Source organism: Shewanella pealeana ATCC 700345, assembly GCF_000018285.1.
In the GTDB taxonomy this organism is placed as follows: domain Bacteria; phylum Pseudomonadota; class Gammaproteobacteria; order Enterobacterales; family Shewanellaceae; genus Shewanella; species Shewanella pealeana.
Window position 1 is genome coordinate 4,462,363 of record NC_009901.1, and the last position, 21,395, is coordinate 4,483,757.

The window sequence follows — 21,395 nt, forward strand, 5'->3', positions numbered from 1 at the left end:
GTGGAGAACATAGATGTTTATAGGCGATATGTCGTGAAAAAAACGTGATGCCTCTGGCCGCAAAAGACAGCTGATGACTCTAGCCGCAAATCACTGAGCGCGCATTCTACCATTACAAGAGTATTCAACAATGACTTTTTTTGATTACGGATTAATCAGCTTAAATCTCTTAACAACTTGTCTGCCTAAGTAATAAAAACAGCCAAACCCTCTCAAAAATAGAATTTGGCTGCCGCAACGACTCTGTCGATTTAAGCGCTCTTACTCATAGATTCAGACTGTAAATACTTGGCCACATCGACCTCATTAATCTGTGCCGGAACCAAGAATTTATGGGCGTATTCCAAGTAAATGCCACTCGATAAAAACAGCTTAAAGATATCCATATCCAGATGTTCATCCAGTGCCATCTTATGCAAGATATCTATGGCGACACTGAGAGGCTTGGCCTTCTTGTAAGGCCTATCGGCCGCGGTTAACGCTTCGAATATATCGGCAACCACCAAGATCCGTTCGGGGATCGACAAGTCTTCGGCGCTAAGCTTACGTGGGTAACCCGTGCCTTTTAAGGTTTCGTGGTGAGTCGAGGCATAACGTGGCACCCTTGCCAGCTCGGGCGGAAACGGTAAGTTTTCCAGCATCTTAATGGTGCTGGTGACATGCTCATTAATCTTAAACCTGTCTTCAGTGGTCAAGGTGCCGCGAGAGATAGTGAGGTTATAGAGTTCACCTAAGTTATATTGATGCTGCGGGATCGCCATCTTAATACCAAATTTAGGGTCAAACTCCACCTGATTGATGCGCTTGATAATATGCTCAGATTTATCTCTTAGTAGCGGTTCGGTAACAGGATAGCTGAGCTCGCTAGCTTGCTCACTGAGGTTGAGTTCCTCTACCGGCGAGAGACCAAGCCTATCGTCGAAGTGACGCTGCCAAGTGATATCGGCAAGCTGGGCTAGGCGTGCTTTGGCCTCTTGCCCCATAAACTCACCACCGACATTGGCCTTGGCAATAAACTCAAAGTCTGCCGTTAATTGCTTGCGCTTTTCAGTCAGTTCAGCAAGATAAAATTCATTGGATTCGCTCCCTGAGGCACTTCGCTTCAGGTAATCAATTTCGGCATCACGCCAAAGCACCTCAAAACGCATCCGCACCTCATGAATACGGTTATAAACCGCCTCAAGCTTAGTGCCCTTATCGACAATATATTCTGGGGTGGTGATCTTGCCGCAATCGTGTAACCAGGCGGCAATTCTAAATTCTCTGTGCTCATCGGCCGAATGAAACTTGAAGTCTTTAAAGGGGGCTAGCTGCGACTTTTCAGCGGCATCAGCCAACATTAAGCCAAGCTCGGGCACGCGATTACAGTGGCCTGCGGTATAGGGAGATTTATCATCGATCGCTTGGGCGATAAGCTTGATAAAAGACTCCATCAACTCCTTTTGATTCTCCTCATAAGCTTGGATCGCGCTCGACATTTCCATCATAGATTCAGCCAGTTCATCCAGCTCGGTAATGTTGGACTCGACCCGTTTAACTTCGTCGTACTGGCGATTTTTTATCTTATCATTCTCGATGGCAAGTAGTTTTACTGGGCGAATAATAGGTGATGAGAACAGCCAAGATACAGGCAAGATAATTAACAAACAGATACTGGTGAGCAAGATAGATTGCTGCACCTTTTCAACACTCGTCGCCAATAACTGCTTGGCCGGAACCACGATAGCAAAGAACTCCTGACTTCCGGCTGAAGGCTTTTTACTTGCAGCTGAAGACTTTTTACTTGTAGCTGAAGGCTCCTTACTCCCAGCCGAGGGCTCGGCACTTGTGGCTAAGGGCTCTTTACTACTGGCTAAGGGCTCCCCAAGAGGGGTGACATAGAGGAACTCCTCAACACCGTTAATCTCACGACGAATCAGTCGTTTCTGGTTTTCAGGCTCGCTTGCAAGATCTATAAGCGCCTCAAAGGGAACGGTTCCTTGGGTCGATAGAGTCTGCTTCTCTCCTTCACCAAACCATTTAGCTCTTAATGCTTGCCGTTGCTCCGGAGTTATATTGGCAAGCGCCAGATTGATTATCTCGATAATGGCCGAGTCCTGATTAGGCATCACAATATGTAAACCGGTATTCAACTCTACTGGCGAGAAATCGAGTTGCTCATGGAATTGAATCTGTTCAACAAAAAACTGGTTCGCCGTGTAGTGCAAGATAATGCTACTGTCGAGCGCCGCAAAAACGGCTCCCTCTTCAACCGCATGCAATATGGCGTAGGTAGAAGCCATTTCAACGATTTCAATTAACGGATAGTTCTGCCGAATGACTTCGACAATAGACCAACCCGTAGGGATAGCAACTTGCTTACCGTTGAGCTGCTCAATATGGGTAATTTGTGGCACTCCCTGCTGGGTAACGAGTGCGTAAGGCAGCTCAAGAAACGGTTCACTAAACTCACCCAGTAAGAGGGTTTCATCGGTTTTGATTACCGAGTGCAGCATATCTAGCTCGTTGGCTTTATAATTCTCGGTTAACTCTTTCCAGCTAAAACCATTGATATAGCGCAGTTCTAATCCCGTCATATCCGCCACTAAATTCAACAGTTCGACACTATAACCTTGGGGCATGCCCGAAATAGCAAAATCAATCGGCGCCCAGTCTGTTTCATTAGAAACTAATATGGGCTCAGTATTTTCAACCATAGCCTGCTGCTTAGCCGTTAACCTTAGCGGTTTAGATTCCGGGATTTCAATGCCGGTTTTTCTATCTTGGTTCGATGCTATCAGCTCGCCACTCTGCTTATAGAGAAAGATTTTTTTATCTTCGAACTTCTTTGCGCCTCCCCCCTGCAACAGCAGATAATCAGACAGACTTGAAAGTGCAATATCTAAGGCGAGAACCGCACCCGAGTCAGCGAGTTTTATCGAATAAGTTTGCCCTGGTGATTGTAAGTGCTGGAACAAGTACGGCTCAGTCTTAGAAACGGCTTGGCTATTGGCATCGACAAACCAGGGTCTCACTCTGGCATCGTACTCACTAGGCTCGGAATGGGTAACACGCAGATTGAATTGCTCATCGAGATAGGACTGCTCTCTAAAGCGTAGACCTCCCTGGCCGCTTATTGTGATGATGACCCAGCGATCCAGATGGGATGCATTAAGCTGTTTTCTAATATTTGGATTGGCATCTAAGTTAATCAATTCATAAAAATCGCCATTGGGCATGCCTATGTAGATGGCATAAAACAGCGGGTTGATCTGCATGACTTCGGCGAAGGCCTGTCTCACCTCTGGATTAAAGGCGTCATCGATAACAATATCATCAAAATTTGACAGTAAACGTGTGGTATTAATCGCTCGATTATCGACTTGAGTGAGGTAACCACTGGTGTTGTTAGCTGTATGACTATAGAGCTTAACCGCAGCATCTGTAGCCATGGCTTTACTGAAGTAATATTGCAAACCTATGGCAATCGATGCGGTCAAAATTGTGGCTAAGATAAAAATCCCCACCACAGTCACCCGAATGGTAAATCGCTTATTACTGATGTTATCCAAACCGCCCATAGCATCCCAACTCTGTTATTCAATCCTTGAAAGGGGCATTCTATAACATGACTGCAACAAGTCAACGCGCACAAGTAGCATTAGGCTTTGAAATAATAGACAAAACACCCTCTACTTATGCGCTAAGACTGTATATGTTCCATTAAAACTCACCCACTAATAATCGCAGCTAATTTCAGCTTTTGGTAATAATGCAATTGGTATATTATCCCGCCGTTGAGCCGTTGAGCCCAAGACTCAGGCTGTTTAGCCGTGTTCAACATTCTTATCACGAGGAATAATAATGCTAGCTGTAAATGAATATTTTGAAGGTCAGGTTAAGTCGATTTCTTTTGCTGGTGCTGACAAACCTGCATCTGTAGGCGTAATGGAAGCGGGCGAGTATGAATTTGGTACTGCGGCACCAGAAGTGATGCAAGTGATCTCAGGCGCGCTTACTGTGTTATTACCAGGCCAAGCTGAATGGCAAACCTTTAGCGCTGGTGAACAGTTTGACGTAATCGGCGATGCTAAGTTTCAAGTAAAGGTTGCCACTCAAACTGCATACCTTTGCATTTACGGTTAATCTTGCACTTAGCAAGTAAACAGTAATACAAGTAAACCATCCACTGATTTCCACATACCATGGGCCAAAGTGGATGGTTTTTTATTAGCTTTTACAGTTAATTATCTCGACTAATCAACCCACATCACTAACTCACCCGCAGTTTTCAGACCATATTGCCTTTTAGTGAGTTTGCCTGATGCATCAAATAACAGCAGCTCGGCAGAGTCCGCACGGTGCTCAGCAATGAGCTTATCACCAGCTGGCGTGCCCGTTGTCGCAATAAGAAAATACACAGTGTCACCCAAATAATCACGGGCTTCGTTCATCTGTTCAGTCTGGCTATTGCTCATAGCTAAACCATTATCATAAACAAAAACAATTGCCGGTTTACCTGTACCTATCTCGTCATGGGTTGCCTTGAATCCTTTAGGCATCACCATAACTAGCACTGCGAATAAAGCCACTATGGAAGCAACAACTCCCAGCGCAATCCAAGGCTTACGACTGGTCGATTTTGAATTACCTGTATCCAAGATGATAAATCCTTCTTTTAATCAAAAAATAGACAACAAATCGCACCATAGTAACCAGCAAAACTGAGGCGGAACTTAAAATTGTGATTAATTTGCCTGAGGTGAAATCTCACATTGTTTGAACTCACTCCCGATACAGCGCTGACTAATAGTCTGTGCTTGCTGTAACTCTGCTTCGCTAAGTTTGGCGGCAATCAGCTTTAGCCGCTGCTTAGCCACTTCATTACCTTGTAAACTCGCCGCATCTAGCCATACATAAATTTTGATAAAGTCAGGCTCGCCATTGAATCCATTATATTCAATTGTCGCTAAATCGACTTGTGCTTCAGCCAAACCGAGAGCTGCCGCTTGCCTCAGCCACAGCATACCTTTAGCGACATCCACTTCTGCAAATGTTCACTCTATATATTAAAACAAATACAGTCAGTGTGATTAACAAAAATACTCGCATCTAAAAATCCACAAACAAAGCACAAAAAATCTTTAGTTACGGCAATAAGCAAGAGTACTCACTACCAGTATCGTTCGGCTGGCCAACATAACCAATATAACCCGGTGATGATAGCCAGACTCACCAAATAGTCACCCTCTAGAGCAGCGAGTTAAATAAATGGCTAAAAGCCAATGACGCCGCAAGTGAGTTCGACTGTATCTATGAAGATGAACAAGGTATTGCCATAATCGATAAGCTCAGAGACTTTGACCTAATGGCTTACGCCAAAGAAGTCAGGCTTTTGGCTGCTTAACCTCGTAGATAAATGTAGATAGCCAAGCCGAGCTCGGTATACAGCTCGGCAACCCCTTAATGCTGCCGAGCTACTCAAACTGCTACGGTTAGTCAGCCCCAACAATGACTCCAAGAGGCGCTAATAGCTGCTCCTGCTGCCACATACATATTTTGACATTACTGAGATCCACCTTTCTTGGGTCTAACCCTGATAGCTCAGCATAAGAAAGATCGCAGCCTCGCACATTAAACTGCCCCCAGGCATCACTGGAAAAATCCCCCCGGCTCAAATCTGATCCCTTAAACGATGCCCCATATAAATTTGCTCCAGTCCATTTGTTTTCAAATAGATCGCACTTCTCTATGCATTGACGCTCAAAATTAGCGTAAGACAAGTTACAGCCAGTGATATACACAGAACAAAAATAGGCTTGTCGACTGATCTGGTTGGCAAAGCTCGCCTTAAGAAAGTTAGCCCCCTTTAAGTCGCAGTTTCTAAACTCCACGCCGAAGCAATTAGCCCCAGTAAAGCTCACCATAGATAACTGACAACCTTTGAAGCTCGAATCTTGCAAGTTCGCATACTCAAAGTTGCAACCGCTTAGTGAACCGGACTCGATAAATGAGCAGTCGACAAAACGGCTGTCTCTGAGATCGGTATGATTAAAATTACAGTTATAAAACTTACATCGTTCAAAATGTGAATCACTCAAGTCTTGATGACTAAAATCATTCCCTTCAAATTGCTCATCTATTCTATTCATTTACGCCTCTTGCAACACAAAACCAAATCTGGAAATCGGAGACTAGCATTCACAACCTGAGAAACCAACAAAAATAAAACGAATAAAATCAACAGCTTATACATAACGCTATAAGCGATTTTAAGGCGTCAAAATGGCCCTTAGACCTAGGGAAAATTTCTAATGAAGACGCGAAGGATAAGAAAAAACTTTAGCTCAACCTAGGCGCTTACAGATAGCTAAGCAGATAGATTTGAGCGTAAGAGACAATACCGTTTCAGAAACAGCAGCACTAAAGCAGGCTTGGGCATAGGTGATAAAGCCATGATTTTTTAGGTTAGTTGCAGCAATTGGCGCATTAAGGAGGGAGAGAGCAACCGCCTACTTCTGCATAAGCAAAACAGATCACAATAAAGGATTCTATTTCCGATTAAGTTTTCAACCATATTGTCGCCTTAGGTAGAACGTCATTCTATTGATTAGATTTCGCTGAACTCAATTAATTATGACATCATAATTCTTATATTTAGGGCTTAGCGCTATGTTAAAAAAGATCACCACCTATTTTATTTTGACACTATCATTATTAATGGTATTAAGTTTTTATGTTAGTTATAACTTTTTTGAATCTTGGAAAAACGCGAATATACAGAAAGAAAACGACACTGTTGTCAATATCCTTAATGGCACTATGTCCAATGCTTTGGCAAACGCTGAAAATAGCGTTAATAGTTTAGCTAAAACATTTTCAGGTTTTGAGTTTGACGATGAAACCTTGAATATCATGCGCTCAATAGTGACAGAGTCAAAAGGCAAATACATGGGGGTTTACTTCAGTAAACCCGGCGGTGAAACATTCACCTACTCGAGTGAAGTCAGTGGACTAATGGAAGGGTTTAACGCTAAACATTTGAATAGAGAATGGTTTATTGTTGCAATGCAAGGGCGTAACATTGTTTCCCTTCCCTATGTAAGTTCAACTGGTGAAACAATTATTACGGTTTCGTCGCCGATTAGAAATAGTGTTAATGCCATTGTGGGCGTGTTAGGTATCGATATCGATATCACTGAAGAGCTTGAAAAAACAAATATTCAATATGTGATAACAAGTAAAGATGGCCATGTTTTATTTGCGGATTTTAGTGGCGAATCATGGAAAGGTAAGAACATCTATGAATTAAGACCGCTATACCGAAATGTGAGTCAGGTTCCATTTTCATATCAAAATGATAATGGCGATCACTACAGTGTATCAAGGCAAGATTTTAATAATCAATATGATGTATTTGCATTTACCCGTCAAAATTCAATAGTAGACAGCAGAAATGAGCTGTTAACGACAGTGGTAATACAATTACTCCTTGTTGGCGTGATTTTGGCATTAGTCGTATTCTTTATAGTAAGAAAAGAGATTGATATTAATCTAGGAGAAGAGCCTAGAGAGCTGGCTTCGAAAATCCGTATTTTTGCTGAAGGGAATTTGATGGGTGTTGATTTCTCTCGCACGGGCTTGGTATCTATGTCGCTACGGGATATGCAAGAAAATATCAGGAATATTACCCAGACAACAGGAGCGGTAACTGAGTCATTGTTAGAAAACCAAGCCTTAATAGAGTCGATTATTCAAGAGAATAAGAGCAATGCACAAAATGAATCATTAGAAGTAGACCAAGTCGCATCGGCAATCCTAGAGCTTTCGGCAACAGCTGCTGATGTCGCCCAAAATGCGGTGCTAGCAGATACTCAAACATCTGAAGCGTTAAATGTTGTCACATTAGGCTCTGAAACACTCAGTCGTTCGGAAGTGATTTCAGAGCAAGTGAACAGCTCTATTAAAGAGTCTGTCATCATAGTCAATGAGCTAAGAGCTTATGCAGAGAAAATTAGTAGCGTTGTACATGTTATTACTTCAATTTCTGAGCAAACAAACCTACTGGCTTTAAACGCCGCTATTGAGGCTGCAAGAGCTGGTGAACAAGGCCGTGGCTTTGCCGTCGTTGCCGATGAAGTGCGCTCATTAGCAGCAAAGACCCAACAATCGACCATAGATATTCAAAACATTATTAGTCAGCTGCAAGAGCAATCAAAAAAGGCCGACGAATCCATGATTAATAATTCTCACATGGTAGAAGAGTCAAACGTGATTGCTAAAGAGATCGCCACCGCCTTCAATGAAATTTTAATAAAAGTTGAATCGATTTCAGATATCAATAGATTAGTTGCTACGGCATCTGAACAGCAGTCAGCTGTTACATTAGATGTTTCTCACCGCGTAGAAAACATCAATGATACTGTGCAGGTTAGTTTGAATAATGCCCATACCATCAGCGATGTGAATCAAGATATTTCTAGCTTAATTCATAAAGTTAAACAAGAGATGGCATTCTTTAAAGTCAGTTAGTCCTACACATTGGCAAAAGCCTTATCACTGAACACTGCTGCGGTATCAATAACATTGTTGATACCGCACTTTATCTCCACACTCATAAAGCTACGCATCAATATATAGCTCCCCATACCAAGCTCACGTTTAACCTACCCACATACCCACATACCCAAGCTTTATATCTAATCCGTTCAAATTGACAGCCGATGACAGGGAACTATTATCCTAATATAGGCTCAAATTAAATACTCAAATCAAGCACTCAGCTTAACTGTACATATTAATTTTGCATGGGTGCAGATAGTTAACAACATAATGGGGCAAGATTTAATGAATATATTGAGCAAACTATTGATAGGTTCAACCATCAGCATCGCAGCATTAAGTGGCGTAGCGCAAGCTGGCGATCTGATATGTAAAGTGCAAGGTGGCGACGACGTTATCATGAAAAATATCGAAATTTTGCGTTCTAATGAGTCGCTAGTCAGTATCGACGGTAGTTATAAATCCCCGGTAATGGGAAACATATACCGAATAGATGGTGTTGATGGCCAAGATATCAGTGAAACCCCCACCTATATTGCCTACACCCAATACCCACTGGCAGATCACCAATTGCTCGCTACTGTGCAAGTTGCTGATCAACCCGCCTTTACAGGCATGTGCACCGTCACCGAAGAGATGTGAACCTGCCTGCTTACATCAGCAGTATTTTTATAAAAACATCATCCTACTACAGCACATACACTGCACATATATATAGCGCAATAGCTTGCATCTAAAGCCACTGATTCACCTAAGATGGCTGCAAGTGTTGCTAACCCAAGCATCTTCTTCCCCCCCCCCCACATAAAAATATCCTCTTTGATGAATCATGCAGCCAAGCATACTCAGCAGCAACACTCAGTCTAAACACTCAGTCTAAACTCTCGGTTAAAAACCTCGGGGCTAGCCGCAATAAAAAAGCCCCGATACTTATTCAGTAACGAGGCTTTAAAAAGCAATTTTATGCTGTGGACATTAGCTTTCTTGCCTACGAGCGCTCTGCTTGTTGATTAAGCGAGGCTTTGCCAAATTGCTGCTCCGCCATCGCTTTCGCCATTTTAGGCGCTTGCCACAAAGTAGGTAGTAGCACAAAAGAGACCGGAACGGCGGTGATCACAATAAAGGATTGTAAGGCGGAAATGCCGCCCGAGCCCATCGCAATTAGCGCGATAGCAACCAGCCCCATCAATATGCCCCAAAACGCACGCATTGCCCCACTAGGCTCGGTAGAACCGGTGACAACCACACTAATGGTGTAAGTCATCGAGTCACCCGTAGTAACAATGAAGGTAGTCGTAAGGATCAAAAACAGTATCGCTATCAGCGTCGGCATTGGCAGCTGTGAAGTAATCGCCAGCAACACGCCTGGTAAGTTAAAGCCTTCAAATGCATTAGCAATAACACCAGGGTTAGCGAGCTCAAATGCTAGACCTGAACCACCAACAACACTAAACCAGAAACAGGTGATTAGCGGTGCAATAATAGAAATCGACAGGATCAATTGGCGAATCGTGCGGCCACGAGAAATACGCGCAATGAAAATAGCCATCATAGGGCCATAACCAATAAACCAGCCCCAGAAAAATACCGTCCACCAACTTAGCCAGTTGGCATCACCACGATAGAGCGACATAGGCACAAAATCATTCACCATTCTCGCCACGCCTTGCATGTAACCATCAACAATAAAGCTGGTTGGGCCAAATAATAGAATAAAGATGATGAGTGCGACTGAAAGTAAAATATTGTAGCGGCTAACTAGCTGAATGCCGCGGCTAAGGCCGCTCAATGCCGACAAGGTATACATGGCGATAGCAAACACTACCACCAAACTTTGGGTGATTAAGGTATCTTGCACACCAAAAAGTTCATTGAGTGCGTAGCTGATTTGCAGGCCAAGGAAGCCGATAGGGCCAATGGTGCCCGCAGCCACTGCAATAATACAGAAAGTGTCGGTTAAGGTACCAACCCAGCTATTAAGCGCTCTGTCGCCAAAAATGGGATACAACAAGGTGCGAGGTTGCAACGGTAAGCCTTTGTCGTAGTGCAGATGCATTAACACGATTGCCGCCAAGCTACCGAGTATCGCCCACGCTAAGAAGCCCCAATGCAGGAATGATTGCGATAACGCATTGATTGCCAGCCTGCGACCTTCAGCTTCACCATAAAATGGCGGCGAAGAAACAAAGTGAGCGATAGGCTCTGCCGCCGCCCAAAATACACCACCACCCGCTAATAGGGTACACAGGATAATAGCCAACCATTTGAAGGTATCCATTTCCGGCGCTTTAAGGTTACCCAAGGTAACATCGCCAGTTCTAGCAAAGGCTAAGTAGAGACCAATCACAAAGTTAGCCAACAGCAGAACTTGCCAAAAAGGGCCAAACCATAGGGTCACTTTTGAGAATCCAACTTGAATGACGCTGGACAGAGCGGAGGTATCGAAAACAGCAAGCAGTACGAAGAGAACGAGAAAGCCGCCACTTAACCAGAGTACAGGACTGGCAAAGGCGTTAGTGGTTGATGCATCACTTCGCTCAGGCGGATGCGCCGCAAGGTAATTTTCATCAGTTGATTTACGCTCAACAGATTGTGTCAAATTCGACATTAAGTATTCGCTTTTATCGTCGTCAGCCATTAAATGAGCGCCGTTTAGCGCTACTATTTTTAAGCTGATTCGGTGAATTTTCCTCGGCTATCGCAAAGACTTATAGCGACTTTGTAAAGGTTGAGGCTGTAAAAGGGGCGATATTTTAACACATACGAAAGTCGAATAAAAATCACCCTTGGCAGCGCTAAAGTTGCAGCATACATTAGAGAGTAGTGAATTATTTCAGTTTCAATGCTATTTCAAGCGTTTAATCTGCCCCTGTACCCACGCCTTGCAAGGCAAATTGGGGCTTCGTAAACAAGGGGGGGCGATGGCTTTTATTGCGGGGGAGTCGCGTTATACTTACTCTAGATAAGTCATCTCAGAGCTGTGCATCCATATAAGCTCGAATGCACAGGCCCGATAACAGTAGTCAGTTAGATCTGGCTCACTCTCACATCATCACCTAAGCCTTCGAGTGACTCAATCACTCTCTTGCTGGTTACAGACTCCGGAATAGCAAGGGTTAAGGTTGAGGAAAATACCGGAGACCCCATGCCGATAACGGCTAGACGGTGACATTCCAACGACTCAACGTCGACCTCGAGAACAGCCAAAATACTGTCAATGTCTCGTGTTAAACCGGGGCGGTCATTACAATCAAATACAAATTTGGCGGTTTGATATGCGCTAGGGGAGCGCTCAGCGACTAGAGCGTAGGAAAAGTATAGCGCAGGGAAATGAGCCACAAAGTCAGACTCAAGTTGCGGCTGAGATTCAGCCTCGATAGCCACCTCAAACAGCGCAGTAAACTGTCCGCCGAGTTTAATGACTTTACTCATTTGCCATTCACCACCATGTTTACGGGTGATCTCGGCCAACGATTTAATTATGTCTGGTTCAGTCACACCGCTGACAGTGGTAACAAAAGTCTTCTTCATACCAAGTACCTCTCAATACAAAATATACAGTGAAAACGAATCGCTCACATACAAACTTATCGATAGAATCAATCTACCACAGCCACAGTGCTATACCAATCTCATTAACTGAACTTAACCTTTTTATCAGTGTGATTATCCACCCCGCCACACTTTAACAGGCTATACCGCCAAGACGCCCTCTTTGGAGGCGCTTCTTAGAGCTCAGCCACCCATTATTAATCAATAACATAATTGCCTCCCTTGTTTAATTAAGCCTACAGCAATTCTTCTTATCGAACTCGCTATCTAACACAAGGGTTAAATTAAGAGATTTATTTAGGGCGAGTGAGTTTAGCCTTGTAAGATTACCCTCCCCAAAAGAGCAGCAGCAATACCTGATTAAATTATTGAGAACATGGAGTTAACGTTGGGCTAATACTTTTTTGCCAGAGAAAACGTGGGCATTACCGACAAGATGAAGACGGCGACGAGATGATTCGTGGTATTCGCCACTTACGCATCGACCCTAAAGCTCAAGCAGAAACCGAGTTAGCGCGGCAATTAGCCTTTTTCGATCCCGCTTGGTACAAATACGTTTTCTTTCATAAGTCAGTGGTCGAGCAACTCAGTAAAATCAAGCTAACCGGCGTAGAGTTTATAGCAGCCGAAGGCTACTTAGACTCTGGCGGCTAAGGTGGCCCCGGCAAACGCCACAAATACCATTCATCATGGGGCACGATTATCTGGGCCAAGGAGCGGAGCCTAGGCTCTGAACTTGAGATTTCAGCCCCACCATGTTGCAATTATTTTAATTCGCCATAAAACTTGTTAATAAACCGATTTAATTTGAATAATTACAAATTAAATTTCCAAAGTGATTTAGCAAAAAAACCATCTCAACTTTTTTGTTTTAAGTCAGATTCGATTTATTTTGATCATTAGTAAGTAAAAAAAACAGCAAACAGCATCATAAATTTTTTACTTTAAACTTTACGACACAGAGATATAAATACCCCCCCTCCAACCTCATGACACACACCAATAATGTATATGGGTAGGTGTTTGTTTTTAAGGTGTTTAAATAAAAGCTTACTATCTACGTTTTATCTGGCGAACAAAATTATGATCAAGGGTTTATCTCTACGCCACAGTATCAAATTGAAAAACCTGTAAAGCCATTTACAAAAAACACCGTAAAAGCTTTAATGAAATGTAAGCAAACAGTGTTTGCCCGTAAATTAAATCACCAATTAAGGCAGTTACTAGTACAAACGTTGTCTCTTGTTGTTTTTTATCGAGCTATATAATACCCATTCATATAATTTTATTACTAGATTTGATTGAACAGTTAATTAAACCTTTATTTTAGTTTGTTAAAACCCGCGGTTAGACACATATTGCTCACTTTACTTCCTCATTAATTTTAATTAATTTACCTTGAATTTAGGATGTCCGACCTGTTTAGTTCGCGTATCCAACATCACTTAACCTTCCCAATTTAATAATTAAGTGTTGCTATCAATTTTAATAAAAAATAATAAATGGTTTTTGGAGTAAATATGAAATTAAGTACTAAGAAGCTTCTGCTTGTTTCAAGCATCGCTGCTGCTTTAGTGGGTTGTAACAGCTCATCAGACGATGATAATAATGTTAGTGACAACACCATCACTGTACGTTTGATGGAAACAACAGACATCCACACCAACGTAATGCCGTACAACTACTTTGTCAGCGAAGAAGTCAACGAAACTACGTTACCTGAATGGGGCTTAGCGCGTACTTCTTTGGTTATCGAAGCTGCACGTAATGAAGTTGAAAATAGCATGCTATTTGATAACGGTGACTTAATCCAAGGTAGCCCAATGGGCGACTATATGGCGTCACTGGGTACTGATCACGTTAAAGAAAATACCCACCCTGTTTATAAAGCAATGAACGAATTGCAATACGACGCAGCTAACTTGGGTAACCATGAGTTTAACTACGGTTTAGATTTCCTAGACGAGTCTCTTAAAGGTTCAGACTTCCCTTATGTGAGCGCCAACGTATGGAAAGTTGATAACTCGCTAGAAAAAGTAAGTAATGCCGCAGAAGAGTGTGAAGTTCGTATTACTGAAGAGTTTTATGAGGAAGCTGAACATAAGTATCAGCCATACGTGATCTTAGATCGTGAATTTAAGAGCAGCAACGGTGAGTCTTACTTAGTTAAAGTCGGTGTTATCGGCTTTACCCCACCTAATATTATGGGTTGGGATGCATCATTACTAAAATGTAATGTCATGGTGTCTGACATCAAGAAAACTGCTGAACATTATGTTCCAAAGATGAAAGCTGAAGGCGCAGACATTATTGTTGCTATCCCTCACTCAGGTCTAAATGACAATGACAATGAGTTTGCTGAAAACGCAACACTGCACCTTGCCTATGTTGACGACATTGATGCCATCATGTTTGGCCACGATCACCGTGAATTCCCTAATACAACCGGAGAATACGGCGAAATCGAAGGCGTTGATGCCGAGCTTGGATTAATTAATGGTGTTCCAGCTGTTATGCCAGGTTTCTGGGGCGCTAAGCTAGGTGTTATTGACTTAACGCTAACAACTAAAGATAACGGCGAAAGCTGGAGCGTTGACCATACTAAGTCAACATCAAAACTACGCTCACTTATTCCTAATAGTTCAAATCGTATTATCGAAGATTTAGTCGCTGATGAGCACCAAGGCACGATTGATTACATGTCTACATCTATTGCTTCAATCGATGTGAACATGAACAGCTTCTTCCCACAAGTGGTACCTGATTTATCTATTCAAGTGGTTAACGAAGCGCAACTGCACCAGTTAATGAAGTGGAAAGAAGCTGGTGAATTTGCCAATGCTGCTGACGACGCTATCTTCTTGTCAGTTTCTGCACCATTCAAGTCTGGCCGTAACGGTCCACAAGACTTTACCAACATCCAAGAAGGCGAGCTAACTAACGCATCTGTTGCTGATATCTATGTATTTGATAACAATACGCCAGCAGTGTTAAAGATGACTGGTTCAGATATGAAGAACTGGATTGAGTGGGTTAACTCAAACGCATACAACAGCCTACCTTTAGCGGCTGGTGAGCGCTTCCTAAATGAATCATTCCCTGGCTATAACTTTGACGTATTCTTCGGTGGCTTCAGCCAAGCTGGTGAAGGCTTACTTAAGTACACAGTTAACGTTGAGAATGAGTCAAAGTACATCGACATTAACGGTTTTGAGTACACAGAGACTGAAAATAAGCAGATCGACAGCCTAACTTATAACGGCGTTGAAATTGCTGATGACGCAGAAATCTATGTTATTACTAACAACTACCGTGCGTCTAACGTAAAAATGCCTGGTGTTGATAAAGCCGTTCTTGTTAAAGAAGAAGCGGCATTTAACAACCGTGAGTTAGTGCAATACTACCTAGAAGACTCGCTAGCTGATAATCAAGGTGACGCGTCATTAGCATTCCCGAATGCCGAAGTGTTCCAACTTATAGCACCAAACACCGATAGCGTTTGGTTTGCATCAGCAACACTTGATGAAGCATTCCGCTGTGTTGACAGTGGTATCACAGGTCTTTCTACTACAAAAGAAGAAGAAACTAAAGCGGGTACTGAAGGCTTTACTAAGTTCCACTTTAACTTTGACTACAACGGTGAGTTTAACTGTGCGGCTAAAGCTAAGTAACTAACACTAAGTTACTAACGCTAAGTAACTGGCACCAAGCGACTAACGCTAAGCAACTTAAGCCGCTTTAAACCGAGTTAGATTAAAATCAAAAATCCCTACTTAGCAATAAGTAGGGATTTTTTTATAGCTACTGGTAGCGCACCTCAGCGAAAGTCATGGGTCCAATAACGCCTTCGTTAGAGACACTTCTTACTTCAAACCGGTTGATACCGTTTTGCAATTCCCATGTGTATTCAGCAGCTTTATGCTCAATCCAATCATTTTGATTGGTTTTAAGCTGATAGTGAGAAAACTGCTGCATATTATTATACAGAGTCATAGCCACTTTGCCCTGCGCGGCAAAGCGCCACATATTATCAAGGTAATCTTGTTCTGATTCGATTTTGTTCTGTTGCATGACCGACTGAAAGCTCACGTCAGCATTAGGTAATGCAGACATAGAGAAAAATGTTTGATTCATTTTCGGGTAAGCAATTTCAACAGCTTTGGTAAACAACTTAGTCCTGTTAGACCCCATCCCCTGAAAAGTAAGAAATGGCTCTTTTGCCTCCATCATCAGCACTGTGCTCTGTTTTTTATCGCCAATCTGCTGCGACGCAACATGATAACCAAAGTAGTTCGTTAAAAATTGACTATAGCCCGCTTGGTTATCTTGCTGCTTGATATCATTCACTTTGGCAAAATTGCTGGTGACAATAAATGATATTTGTTCAAATTTACCCTGCCGCTTTAAGCGGTACATGTCATGAATGTTGAGGTACTGCCCCTCATATTGAGCATAGGTACTAAATTGTGGGTCGAAGAATACCCATTTGTTTAAGTCATTAGACCAAACCTCGGTAGCAACATGGCCTTTCCCCCAACCACCATAGGCGACATCGCTTGACTGCAAACCAATCTGCCGAGAATGATGCCCCATCGCAGACAAAATATCGGCCATCACCTTACCGTATTCAACACAGCGATACCTTGTACCTTGCTGATGCACCGACTTTAGAATGTCTAACGAACTCATCTCGCTCGGTGCTTCATTAAGCCCATCGTGTTGCCATTGGCTTGCAACCCAATCCATCACCTCAATAAACAGTTGTGGCTCTTGATACTGCTTGAATTTGGCCCGTTCAAACACATAAGCAACAAGTTCAGGATCTTGCTTAAAGCTCCCCTCTTTCGCCGCCACGACCATGTTAGTTTGATAATTATTGCTTGCTATCACTTCCACTTTAACCAGCTCATTTGCCAGCAATGTGCTGGGGAGCAGAGCCGCAATACATAGCACTTTCAACTTAAATAATGAGGGCAACAAAATTCAATTCCTTGTAAATGATGGATGAGTACCGACTGCGATAACAAGCTAGCCAACAAGCAGTCTGTCTTTATTTAAAATCAATAACATACTATCTAACTCTAGGCTTATCAACACTCTAGATTTACCTATCGATAGCTCTCAATAACACGCGAGCCGTGATTCGTTTACTTACTTAAATTTAAGTAAAAATTAATCAATTAGTTTGATCATAAATAAGGCAGACAAATCAAGTGTCGGGTAGTATCTTTCCATGAAATTTAAATTGGTGTAAATAAAGGAAGTTACATAAGATGCTCATGGAAAGAGGCGTGCTTGTTCGCTGGAATGAAGAAAGAGGCTTCGGCTTTATTAAGCCAGAAACCACTAATGCTAAAGATGTGTTTATTCATATATCGGCGCTAAAGCATATGGCTCGCAAACCCGTTGTGGGCGACCAAATTCTGTTTCATAGCGAGCGTCAAGCCGATGGCAAACTCAAAGCTAGTAAAGCCAATATTGAAGGCGTAGCCGTTGTTGCCAATAGAGCTACCAACAAATATCCCCACAAGCGCCAACACCAAGCAAAATCTTCGTCTTTCAGCACCATACTTATCCCTCTTCTAATTCTATTAGGCATAGGCACGTTGGGTTTAAAAAAGTATGAAGAAATGACTGCAACACCAGTACTGACTAATAAAGATGTTGAACAAATGAAGTTTAACCCTGTGCAGAGCTTTCGTTGTGAAGCAGGTAAAACCCATTGCAGTCATATGAGTTCATGCGATGAAGCCAAGTTTTACATCAAATACTGCCCCAGCACTCAAATGGATGGCGACAACGATGGTATCCCTTGTGAAAGACAACTTTGCAGTTGGTGATACTTATGTTTAGCCCTTAGTTTAGCCGTGCAACCAAACATTGTGCAAAATCAATGCATTACACACCAACATATGGCAAGATTGCTCTCTTAATAGGTAATGACATCAATTGTAACCAGTGCACTAAAAAACGCGCCGATGAAACAAGCTTCTCGTTCGAAAGTTCGATAACTAGGTTATCTCTCATCTTGTTTTCAACGGTCTCAGCCGTATCTACACGGATTGAGACAAGCAGTAAATTAAGACTGATGAGTTGAAACAATTTACTCTATTTCCATACCCCTAATATTTAACCCGTTCAGGTTGTAAGGTAATGGATCCCACATGCTAAAGGTTACAACATGAGTGATTATTTTTTTGCAAGAGAGAACCAGCTGACGCCAATATATGCAGTAGCTGAAGAGTTTGAAGAGGCGGCATTCAGTACTCGGTTTACTTTTCCAAGTGCACCTATACCTGTTTTTGCCACGCATAAACCAGCACAAGACTACGAGATCGCCGATATTATATTGGAGCCAGCACTCGCTATCGCTAAGCGCCTTTTTGATTCGCTACAACTAGAGCAGCTATATGGCGCAAACTGGATCCCGCTCAAACTAATTGATCAAGGCGAACACGATTTTATGATGCTGCAATTGGCACATGAGGTCGATGTTATTTGCCATGAACAGAGCACATTTAAGCGATTCAAACGCGGCTATATCACAGGTATGAAAACACTGGTTATTGACTCTAATAAACTTGCGCAGCTCCCGCTATACAAACGGCTGGTGTTTCGCGATAAATCTTGGGGGTTTCACACCTTTTATCATAAAGATATCGTCAACCAAATAATGCGTCACTCACCGAAGGGAATCGAATTCGTGCCAATTGAAACTTTTAACGAGTCGTGGGCAGGCTGATATGTATATTCAATTTAACCAAGAAAACATCAGCGCCTCGCTGCCCGAAAAAAGGCCTGACACAGTATTTGCCAACCCAGATTTGTTTATCGTTTTTGATAAAGCCGTGCGATTTGTACTATGGCAAGAGATTATCGAAAAGCTAAGCCCGCACTGGTTAGCAGGCAAAGACCTATGGGATAGCGATTTCGATTTTGGCAGCGAACCTGACGATGAAGACGGTGAAGACACTGAGGACGAGAGTGAGTTTGATGATTATCAAACCCTAGAGCTATTGCAGTTCCCAACCTTAGATACGCTAGATGTTGAAGAGGAATATGCGTTTGTGTACGACAGCAATAACACCCTCTACATCAGCGAAGATTTCATCAAAGAGCTGAAGTCTGCTGGGTGTAACAATGTTTGGTATAACACTACGGCGCCCTTTGGAAGATATTAAATGTGAAGCACCAAAATGGTGCTTTTTCATTAAGTCGATACTGATAATGCGCTCATAGCTTTGCCCCCTAATTAGGGGGACAACGTGATTACCGATAAACAGTCCATACCTAAAAATATTGGCATCCCCCAATTCTAAGCCACTCATTCCAAATCAATAACATATTAGCCTTTCTTGATAATGGTCTCATACAGGAGTTATTCAGCTCCTCTCTAAAGCTCCTGAGAGCACGAATAAAGATAAAATTTTAAGCAGAATGATTTAAGCGGCTAAATGATAAGATTTAGAAAAAGGGAGCCTGCATAGAGTGTCAAACCTATGGTCAATATTGAATGTGAAATTTAAACTGCTGAATTAGCCAAGATACTGGCAACTACTGGTAAAGTGCCTTCGTCGTTTTTCTAGATGTTCGCAGTAATTGGTTAACTCTTGCAGCGACCCAACAGGCCCGTGAAACAACTTGCCAAAATCTCTAGCCAACTTGAGCCAATTTTCACTAGGAATATTAAGCCTTTCCAATACCCTTTCAGCACTTTGGGAAATAGCACCTCGCTTATCATCACGAATGATTCGCCCAGTCTCGTCGACAAGAGTGAGGTAGTCCTGCAGCGAGAAATTAATGCCTTTTGATTGGAGCTTTGTCTCATTACCAATAAACGGTAATAACTTAGCAGGTTGTTTACCTTTTAAGGCTGCGTTCACTCGTAGTTGTAAGCTAGTAAAATCAGATTGTTCTGGGGTCTTAGCTATCTTGGCACGAATAGGATTGAGCTCAACATAAGCCATACAAGCCAACACAGCAGCTTCATCAAGTAATGCTTGGCTTTTAAATCGGCCTTCCCAGAAATGCCCCGTGCAATTGTCTTCATAGTTAGCTTGTCTTGCGATAGGCTCATTCAAGCAACGCATAAACCAGCTGATATCACTAAGGCGGGATCGGTATGTCGCTATCAAATGCTTTAGCGTGGCTACCATGCACTCTTCAATTACGTCTCCTTTAGCAAACTTCTGAGTTAAATCAGTGCCATTAAACAACATATGCCACTGTACTACTACTTCCCTATCAGACCAGTTGTTCACTGTTTCAAGGTCGATATAAAGCACCACATGCAGATGATTACTCATCACAGCATACGCAGCCACATCTATCGCAAACACCTCTGTTAATTTCAGTATCTGAGCCTCAACCCAACCACGGCGATGGTCATAGTTCTTCCCCGTGTATTTATCATCACCACACAAGTAAGCGCGACGAACAACACGACTACAACAGTGATAGTAAGGCGTATCTTCCAAGCTTATTAGCGTACTTCTAGCGCGGGGCATAACAACCTCCTACTTCAGCAATAACTAAACCAACAGTTAAAGCTTAGTAAGAGGCAGCAAAACATGCCATTGAGGATGGGTGTCTATAATGGGTTTTAAATCAGATTCTTCTGGGGTCTTAGCTATCTTGGCACGAATAGGATTGAGTTCAACATAAGCCATACAAGCCAGCACTGCAGCTTCATCAAGTAATGCTTGGCTTTTGAAGCGCCCCTCCCAGAAATGCCCTGTGCAGTTGTCTTCATAGTTAGCTTGTCTTGCGATAGGTTCATTCAAGCAGCGCATAAACCAGCTGATATCACTCAGGCGTGAGCGGTATTTCGCTATAAGATGTTTTAGTGACGCAACCATACACTCTTCAATTAAGTCACCTTTAACAAATTTCCTTGTTAAATCAGTACCATTAAACAGCCGATGCCATTGCTCGACAACTTCCCTATCAGACCAGCTGTTCACCATTTCAAGGTCGATATAAAGCACCACATGCAGATGATTACTCATCACAGCATACGCAGCCACATCTATCGCAAACGCCTCTGTTAATTTCAGTATCTGAGCCTCAACCCAACCACGCCGATGGTCATAATTCTTGCCTGTATATTTATCATCACCGCACAAGAAAGCACGCCGCACGACTCGGCTACAGCAGTGATAGTAAGGACTTCTTGTTAAATAGAGGGCTCTAAGCTTATTAGCGTACTTCTAGCGCGGGGCATAACAACCTCCTACTTCAGCAATAACTAAACCAACAGTTAAAGCTTAGTAAGAGGCAGCAAAACATGCCATTAAAGCTGG

Annotated in this window: 17 protein-coding genes and 1 pseudogene; 8 read left to right on the forward strand and 10 right to left on the reverse strand. The window is 42.6% G+C overall.

The window, feature by feature from the left end; all coding sequences use genetic code 11:
* Positions 1 to 251: 251 nt before the first annotated feature.
* A complete protein-coding gene (locus SPEA_RS19285) occupies positions 252 to 3,560 on the reverse strand; it encodes an HD domain-containing phosphohydrolase (protein ID WP_012156862.1) in 3,309 nt (1,102 codons plus the stop codon).
* Between the two features lie 283 nt (positions 3,561 to 3,843).
* On the opposite strand from SPEA_RS19285, the gene ppnP reads away from it, so the two are divergent.
* Positions 3,844 to 4,125: a pyrimidine/purine nucleoside phosphorylase gene (gene ppnP, locus SPEA_RS19290; protein WP_012156863.1), complete on the forward strand. Its 282-nt coding sequence runs from the start codon at positions 3,844 to 3,846 to the stop codon at positions 4,123 to 4,125.
* A 110-nt stretch (positions 4,126 to 4,235) separates the two neighbouring features.
* Here ppnP and SPEA_RS19295 read toward each other — a convergent pair whose 3' ends face one another.
* From SPEA_RS19295 to SPEA_RS19305, 3 genes are all read right to left on the reverse strand, one after another.
* Positions 4,236 to 4,640: a hypothetical protein gene (locus tag SPEA_RS19295; protein WP_012156864.1), complete on the reverse strand. Its 405-nt coding sequence runs from the start codon at positions 4,638 to 4,640 to the stop codon at positions 4,236 to 4,238.
* A gap of 87 nt (positions 4,641 to 4,727) precedes the next feature.
* Complete coding sequence (locus SPEA_RS19300; protein WP_012156865.1) at positions 4,728 to 5,024, reverse strand: SEL1-like repeat protein; 297 nt, start codon at positions 5,022 to 5,024, stop codon at positions 4,728 to 4,730.
* 450 nt (positions 5,025 to 5,474) lie between these two features.
* Complete coding sequence (locus tag SPEA_RS19305) at positions 5,475 to 6,131, reverse strand: Qnr family pentapeptide repeat protein (protein WP_012156866.1); 657 nt, start codon at positions 6,129 to 6,131, stop codon at positions 5,475 to 5,477.
* A gap of 520 nt (positions 6,132 to 6,651) precedes the next feature.
* Between SPEA_RS19305 and SPEA_RS19310 the strand changes: the two genes are divergently transcribed.
* A complete protein-coding gene (locus SPEA_RS19310) occupies positions 6,652 to 8,511 on the forward strand; it encodes a methyl-accepting chemotaxis protein (protein WP_012156867.1) in 1,860 nt (619 codons plus the stop codon).
* Between the two features lie 315 nt (positions 8,512 to 8,826).
* Positions 8,827 to 9,183, forward strand: coding sequence for a hypothetical protein (locus tag SPEA_RS19315; protein ID WP_012156868.1), 357 nt, complete (start codon positions 8,827 to 8,829; stop codon positions 9,181 to 9,183).
* Between the two features lie 346 nt (positions 9,184 to 9,529).
* On the opposite strand, the gene SPEA_RS19320 is transcribed toward SPEA_RS19315, so the two are convergent.
* Together SPEA_RS19320 and SPEA_RS19325 are read right to left on the reverse strand one after the other, a co-directional pair.
* The gene (locus tag SPEA_RS19320) at positions 9,530 to 11,149 is read right to left on the reverse strand and encodes a BCCT family transporter (RefSeq protein WP_041411640.1); all 1,620 of its coding nucleotides are present in this window, start codon (positions 11,147 to 11,149) and stop codon (positions 9,530 to 9,532) included.
* Positions 11,150 to 11,568: 419 nt separating this feature from the next.
* A complete protein-coding gene (locus tag SPEA_RS19325; protein WP_012156870.1) occupies positions 11,569 to 12,072 on the reverse strand; it encodes a glycine cleavage system transcriptional repressor in 504 nt (167 codons plus the stop codon).
* Between the two features lie 474 nt (positions 12,073 to 12,546).
* On the opposite strand from SPEA_RS19325, the gene SPEA_RS19330 reads away from it, so the two are divergent.
* Together SPEA_RS19330 and SPEA_RS19335 are read left to right on the forward strand one after the other, a co-directional pair.
* Positions 12,547 to 12,747, forward strand: a complete 201-nt coding sequence (locus SPEA_RS19330) for a hypothetical protein (RefSeq protein WP_049767987.1) — start codon at positions 12,547 to 12,549, stop codon at positions 12,745 to 12,747.
* Between the two features lie 866 nt (positions 12,748 to 13,613).
* Complete coding sequence (locus SPEA_RS19335; protein ID WP_012156871.1) at positions 13,614 to 15,764, forward strand: bifunctional 2',3'-cyclic-nucleotide 2'-phosphodiesterase/3'-nucleotidase; 2,151 nt, start codon at positions 13,614 to 13,616, stop codon at positions 15,762 to 15,764.
* A 130-nt stretch (positions 15,765 to 15,894) separates the two neighbouring features.
* Here SPEA_RS19335 and SPEA_RS19340 read toward each other — a convergent pair whose 3' ends face one another.
* The gene (locus SPEA_RS19340) at positions 15,895 to 17,073 is read right to left on the reverse strand and encodes a transglutaminase-like domain-containing protein (RefSeq protein WP_012156872.1); all 1,179 of its coding nucleotides are present in this window, start codon (positions 17,071 to 17,073) and stop codon (positions 15,895 to 15,897) included.
* 293 nt (positions 17,074 to 17,366) lie between these two features.
* On the opposite strand from SPEA_RS19340, the gene SPEA_RS19345 reads away from it, so the two are divergent.
* Positions 17,367 to 17,933, forward strand: a complete 567-nt coding sequence (locus tag SPEA_RS19345; RefSeq protein ID WP_012156873.1) for an excalibur calcium-binding domain-containing protein — start codon at positions 17,367 to 17,369, stop codon at positions 17,931 to 17,933.
* Positions 17,934 to 17,991: 58 nt separating this feature from the next.
* Here SPEA_RS19345 and SPEA_RS19350 read toward each other — a convergent pair whose 3' ends face one another.
* Entirely contained in the window at positions 17,992 to 18,195 is a 204-nt protein-coding gene (locus tag SPEA_RS19350; RefSeq protein WP_041411107.1) for a hypothetical protein, read from the reverse strand.
* 79 nt (positions 18,196 to 18,274) lie between these two features.
* On the opposite strand from SPEA_RS19350, the gene SPEA_RS19355 reads away from it, so the two are divergent.
* Together SPEA_RS19355 and SPEA_RS19360 are read left to right on the forward strand one after the other, a co-directional pair.
* Positions 18,275 to 18,835, forward strand: coding sequence for a hypothetical protein (locus tag SPEA_RS19355; protein WP_012156874.1), 561 nt, complete (start codon positions 18,275 to 18,277; stop codon positions 18,833 to 18,835).
* A 1-nt stretch (position 18,836) separates the two neighbouring features.
* On the forward strand, positions 18,837 to 19,274 hold the full coding sequence (locus SPEA_RS19360) for a hypothetical protein (RefSeq protein ID WP_012156875.1): 438 nt from the start codon (positions 18,837 to 18,839) through the stop codon (positions 19,272 to 19,274).
* 354 nt (positions 19,275 to 19,628) lie between these two features.
* Here SPEA_RS19360 and SPEA_RS19365 read toward each other — a convergent pair whose 3' ends face one another.
* Entirely contained in the window at positions 19,629 to 20,600 is a 972-nt protein-coding gene (locus SPEA_RS19365; protein WP_012156876.1) for a transposase, read from the reverse strand.
* A 99-nt stretch (positions 20,601 to 20,699) separates the two neighbouring features.
* A pseudogene (locus tag SPEA_RS19370) lies at positions 20,700 to 21,316 on the reverse strand (transposase); the annotation flags it as partial.
* Positions 21,317 to 21,395: the final 79 nt, after the last annotated feature.

Bases quoted from the DNA above. Each gene is read 5' to 3' on its own strand.
- ppnP (WP_012156863.1), top strand. From the start codon at position 3,844: ATGCTAGCTGTAAATGAATATTTTGAAGGTCAGGTTAAGTCGATTTCT.
- SPEA_RS19330 (WP_049767987.1), top strand. From the start codon at position 12,547: ATGATTCGTGGTATTCGCCACTTACGCATCGACCCTAAAGCTCAAGCA.
- SPEA_RS19305 (WP_012156866.1), bottom strand. From the start codon at position 6,131: ATGAATAGAATAGATGAGCAATTTGAAGGGAATGATTTTAGTCATCAA.
- SPEA_RS19315 (WP_012156868.1), top strand. From the start codon at position 8,827: ATGAATATATTGAGCAAACTATTGATAGGTTCAACCATCAGCATCGCA.
- SPEA_RS19325 (WP_012156870.1), bottom strand. From the start codon at position 12,072: ATGAAGAAGACTTTTGTTACCACTGTCAGCGGTGTGACTGAACCAGAC.
- SPEA_RS19345 (WP_012156873.1), top strand. From the start codon at position 17,367: ATGCTCATGGAAAGAGGCGTGCTTGTTCGCTGGAATGAAGAAAGAGGC.
- SPEA_RS19310 (WP_012156867.1), top strand. From the start codon at position 6,652: ATGTTAAAAAAGATCACCACCTATTTTATTTTGACACTATCATTATTA.
- SPEA_RS19360 (WP_012156875.1), top strand. From the start codon at position 18,837: ATGTATATTCAATTTAACCAAGAAAACATCAGCGCCTCGCTGCCCGAA.
- SPEA_RS19335 (WP_012156871.1), top strand. From the start codon at position 13,614: ATGAAATTAAGTACTAAGAAGCTTCTGCTTGTTTCAAGCATCGCTGCT.
- SPEA_RS19285 (WP_012156862.1), bottom strand. From the start codon at position 3,560: ATGGGCGGTTTGGATAACATCAGTAATAAGCGATTTACCATTCGGGTG.
- SPEA_RS19355 (WP_012156874.1), top strand. From the start codon at position 18,275: ATGAGTGATTATTTTTTTGCAAGAGAGAACCAGCTGACGCCAATATAT.
- SPEA_RS19320 (WP_041411640.1), bottom strand. From the start codon at position 11,149: ATGTCGAATTTGACACAATCTGTTGAGCGTAAATCAACTGATGAAAAT.
- SPEA_RS19365 (WP_012156876.1), bottom strand. From the start codon at position 20,600: ATGCCCCGCGCTAGAAGTACGCTAATAAGCTTGGAAGATACGCCTTAC.